This window comes from Mycobacterium sp. NGS49 (assembly GCF_059812565.1).
Window position 1 is genome coordinate 1 of sequence record NZ_JCALCX010000105.1, and the last position, 743, is coordinate 743.

The following is a 743-nucleotide window of genomic DNA, read 5'->3' on the forward strand; positions in this document are numbered from 1 at the left end:
CGCCCATCAAGAGCCTCGGTGCCCAACCATCCACCAGTGACCGTTGAATAAAACGGAACGGTCCCAGCGCGCGGGGTGATCCCCGACAACTGCCCCACCAGCCGCTGCTCCACCGCCTGCACCTGCACCGAATGCGAGGCGTAATCCACCGGGATACGCCGCGCGAACACCCCCTGTGCCGCACAGGCGGCCACCAACTCCTCCAACACCGCCGCATCCCCGGAGACCACCGTCGAGGACGGACTGTTGACCGCCGCCACCGACACCCGGCCCCCATAACCCGCCAACCGCTGACCGACCTGCGCCACCGGCAACCCGATCGCCGCCATCCCGCCCAACCCCACCAGATCAGCAATCGCCTTACTGCGCAGCGCCACCACCATCGCCGCATCGGCCAAACTCAACCCACCGGCCACAAACGCCGCAGCGATCTCCCCCTGGGAATGACCCATCACCATCTCCGGGACCACCCCACACGAGCGCCACAACGCCGCCAACGACACCATCACCGCAAACAACGCCGGCTGCACCACATCCACCCGGGTCAACCACGACTCATCCCCGCCGCGCAACACCTCCTCCAACGACCAATCCACATGCGGCGCAAGCGCATCCGCACACGCAGCCATCTGCGCAGCGAACACCGGCGAACCATCCCACAACCCCACCGCCATCCCCGGCCACTGACCCCCCTGCCCGGGAAACACAAACGCCGTCTTTCCCGGCACCGCCCGGCCAGTCAC

Annotated in this window: 1 protein-coding gene; it reads right to left on the reverse strand. The window is 67.4% G+C overall.

Annotated elements, in window-relative coordinates:
• The coding region (locus tag AC5Y7D_RS30885; RefSeq protein ID WP_499929987.1) for an acyltransferase domain-containing protein at positions 1-743 on the reverse strand (743 nt) is incomplete at both ends.